Genomic DNA, 3,649 nt, shown 5'->3' with positions numbered 1-3,649 from the left:
GAGCACAGCGAAGCAATCCAGGGCGGCTTGAGACTCCCCTGGATTGCTTCGCTGTGCTCGCAATGACGAGGTGTGCGGCTTCAGCGCCGGTTCGGATCGAGCGCCGAGCGGCCACGCGTCGCGCTACTGCGCGGCACCGAAGCCATGGCCGGACGTGGGGGTATAGCCCCGCCGTCCATCGCCATCAGCGCGGCGATGCGCTTCTCGGTCGCCGGGTGGGTCGAGAACAGGTCCGACACCGACGAGGGCACGATGTAGAGCTGCGCCGCCGCCGGGTTGCGCTCCACGGTGGGGTTGCGCAAGTGGGCGGCAGGCCCGGCGATCTTCTGCAGCGCAGAGGCCAGCGCGCGCGGGTTGCCGCTGATCTCGGCGCCCGCCTTGTCGGCGCTGTATTCGCGGGTGCGGCTGATCGCCATCTGCACGATCATCGCCGCGAAGGGGGCCATGACCATTGCCGCGATCGCGGCCATCGGGCTCGGGCGATCCTCCGAATTGCCCATGTGGCCGAAGAACATGCCGAAGTTGGCGATCATCGAGATGGCGCCCGCGATCGTCGCCACCATCGTCATCACCAGCGTGTCGCGGTTCTTCACGTGGCCCAGTTCGTGCGCCATCACGCCCGCCACTTCCTCGCGGCTGAGCATGTCGAGCAGGCCCGTGGTCGCGGCGACGGCGGCATGGTCGGGGTCGCGGCCGGTGGCGAAGGCGTTGGGCACCTCGGTGTCGATCACGTAGACGCGCGGCATCGGCAGCCCGGCACGCTGCGCCAGTTCGGCGACGAGGCGGTGGAACTCGCTCTCCGGGCCGACTTCGCGGGCGTTGTGCATCTTCAGCACGATGCTGTCCGCGTTCCAGAAGGTGAACAGGTTCATGCCCGCCGCCACGACCAGCGCGATGATGGCGCCGCCGGTTCCGCCCAGCATGTAGCCCAGCCCCATGAACAGCGCCGTCAGCGCCGCCAGCAGCATGGCCGTCTTCATTCCGTTCACTTTCAATTGTCTCCTTGAGCGTTTGTCCCAGCGAATCTAGGGTCGGGCGGGAGGGTTTCAATGGCGCGCGCCGTTCCCGACACATGCAGTCACGCAACCGAAACCGGCAGGAAAGATTGACCGCTCCCGACCCGAAACCGAAACGTCGCCGCCGCTCCTCCGAGGAAGTGGCCGACCGCATTCTCGAAGCCGCCGCCGAGGAGTTCGAGGCCTCGGGCTATGCCGGGGCGACGACCGCCGCGATCGCCCGCCGCGCCGATGTGACCGAGGCGCAGATCTTCCGCTTCCACGACAGCAAGCAGGCGCTGTTCCGCGCGGCGATCTTCACGCCGCTGAACCGCCACTTCGCGGATTTCCAAGCGCGGACCGCCGGAGCGGGTGAGGGCAAGGACGTGGCGCGGGCCTACATCGGCGAATTGCTCGATTTCATGGGCAGCCATTCGAAGATGTTCCTCTCGCTGGCGGTCGCCAACGCCTATTCGCCCGAAGCCTCGGGCGGGATCGAGGCGCTCGACGGGTTGCAGGACTACTTCCGCAAGGGCGAGGCGATGTCGCGCGCGCGCATCGGGGAGACCCCGCACATCGCGCCGGAACTCATGGTGCGCGTGTCGTTCGCGGCGGTGCTGGCCAACCTGATGTTCCGTGACTGGCTGTTCCCGCCGGGCATGGCCAGCGAGGCGGAGATCAGGGATGCCATCGCGGCTTTCGTGATCGAGGGGATCGGGGCGAACGGCAAGGTGTGAAACCTTCGCCGCCGCGATGGACGCGCCCCTTGGCACCCCGGGTGCCTTGAAGCCCCGCGCCGCATGACATAGCCCCGCTTGCAACCATCGATAGGGAGCAGCGACAACCATGCCATTCAAGACCCGCGTGACCGAGATGCTCGGCATCGAACATCCGATCGTCCAGGGCGGCATGCAGGGCGTCGGCTATGCCGAGCTGGCGAGCGCGGTGTCGAACGCCGGCGGCCTCGGCACCCTGACCGCGCTGACCCAGCCCAGCCCCGAGGCGCTGCGCGAGGAGATCGAGCGCTGCCGCTCGATGACCGACAAGCCCTTCGCGGTGAACATCACCGTCCTGCCCACGATCCTGCCGCCCGACTACAAGGCCTATGCGCAGGCCGTGATCGACGGCGGGGTGAAGATCGTCGAGACCGCGGGCACCCAGCAGGTGCGCGAGATCTGGGAGATGGTGAAGCCCCACGGCGTCACCGTGCTGCACAAGTGCACCGCCGTGCGCCACGCGCTTTCGGCAGAGAGGCACGGCTGCGACATCATCTCGATCGACGGCTTCGAATGCGCCGGGCACCCCGGCGAGGATGACATTCCCGGCCTGATCCTGATCCCCTCGGCGGCGGACAAGGTGAAGATTCCGATGCTGGCGAGCGGCGGCATCGGCGACGGGCGCGGCCTCGTTGCGGCGCTGGCGCTGGGGGCGGAGGGCATCAACATGGGCACCCGCTTCTGCGCCACGAAGGAGGCCCCGATCCACGACAACGTGAAGGCGAAGTACGTCGAGAACGACGAGCGCGGCACCAACCTCATCTTCCGCAAGTTCAAGAACTCGGCGCGCGTCGGCAAGAACGACGTGTCCGACGAAGTGGTCGCGATTTCCGAACGGCCGGACTCGACCTTCGAGGATATCCGCCATCTCGTCGCGGGCGCTGTGGGGCGCGAACTGCTGCAGAGCGGCGATCTCACCAAGGGCATCTTCTGGGCCGGGATGGTGCAGGGCTTGATCCATGACGTGCCCACCTGCAGAGAACTGATCGAAAGGATCGTTGGCGAGGCCGAGGCAATCGTGAAGGAACGCCTGGGCGCCATGCTCGCCTGATCGACGGAGAGGGAGATTCCATGAGTTACGAGCACATCCTCTATTCGCTGGAGGACGGCGTCGCGCGCATTTCCCTCAACGATCCCAAGACCATGAACGGCGTCACCGAGGCGATGGGGCTGGAGATGGTTCACGCCCTCGACGTGGCGGCGCGCGATGCCCGCGCTGTGCTGCTGACGGGTGAGGGCAAGGCGTTCTGCTCGGGCGCGAACCTTGCGGCGGCGCAGGACATGCTGGCCGATCCCATGCGCGATATCGGCGGCCAGCTCGACCGCGCGTTCAACCCGGTGATCATGCAGATCAAGACCATGGAGCAGCCGGTCGTCACCGCGATCCGCGGGCCGGCGGCGGGCTTCGGCGCGGGACTCGCGGCGGCGGGCGACGTGGTGCTGATGGCGGAAGGGTCGTACTTCTTCTGCGCCTTCTGTCACGTCGGCCTCGTCCCCGATGGCGGCGCGACGTACCTGCTGGCGCAGGCGGTGGGCCGGGTGCGGGCGATGCAGATGATGCTGCTGGGCGAGAAGGTCGATGCCAGGACCGCGCTCGACTGGGGCCTTGCGACCAGGGTGGTGCCCGAGGACGACCTCGACGCCGAGGCGATGAAGCTGGCGAAGCGGCTGGCCACCGGTCCGCGCTCGCTCGGCCTCATCAAGCGGATGGCGTGGGATGCGCTGGATTCGAGCCTTGAGACCGCGCTGCAGGCCGAACGACGCGGCCAGCGCGAGGCGGGGCGGACCGAGGACTTCCTCGAAGGCGTCAATGCGTTCCTCGAAAAGCGCAAGCCCGCGTTCAAGGGACGCTGAGGCTATATCCTCCCTGTTGCGCAG

4 protein-coding genes are annotated in these 3,649 nt (G+C 67.5%); 3 read left to right on the top strand and 1 reads right to left on the bottom strand.

Annotated elements, in window-relative coordinates:
- Positions 1 to 80 precede the first annotated feature (80 nt).
- Entirely contained in the window at positions 81 to 989 is a 909-nt protein-coding gene (gene htpX / locus ACYPYD_RS25125; RefSeq protein WP_459666207.1) for a zinc metalloprotease HtpX, read from the bottom strand.
- Between the two features lie 116 nt (positions 990 to 1,105).
- Here htpX and ACYPYD_RS25120 point away from each other — a divergent pair, with 116 nt between their 5' ends.
- From ACYPYD_RS25120 to ACYPYD_RS25110, 3 genes are all read left to right on the top strand, one after another.
- The gene (locus ACYPYD_RS25120; RefSeq protein ID WP_459666204.1) at positions 1,106 to 1,732 is read left to right on the top strand and encodes a TetR family transcriptional regulator; all 627 of its coding nucleotides are present in this window, start codon (positions 1,106 to 1,108) and stop codon (positions 1,730 to 1,732) included.
- Between the two features lie 109 nt (positions 1,733 to 1,841).
- Complete coding sequence (locus ACYPYD_RS25115; protein WP_459666201.1) at positions 1,842 to 2,822, top strand: NAD(P)H-dependent flavin oxidoreductase; 981 nt, start codon at positions 1,842 to 1,844, stop codon at positions 2,820 to 2,822.
- Positions 2,823 to 2,842: 20 nt separating this feature from the next.
- Positions 2,843 to 3,625, top strand: a complete 783-nt coding sequence (locus ACYPYD_RS25110; protein ID WP_069707500.1) for an enoyl-CoA hydratase-related protein — start codon at positions 2,843 to 2,845, stop codon at positions 3,623 to 3,625.
- Positions 3,626 to 3,649 lie beyond the last annotated feature (24 nt).

It is taken from the genome of Novosphingobium sp. 11B (assembly GCF_054589055.1).
The sequence above is the reverse complement of the archived record's forward strand: the minus strand, read 5'-3'. Positions and strand labels throughout refer to the sequence as shown.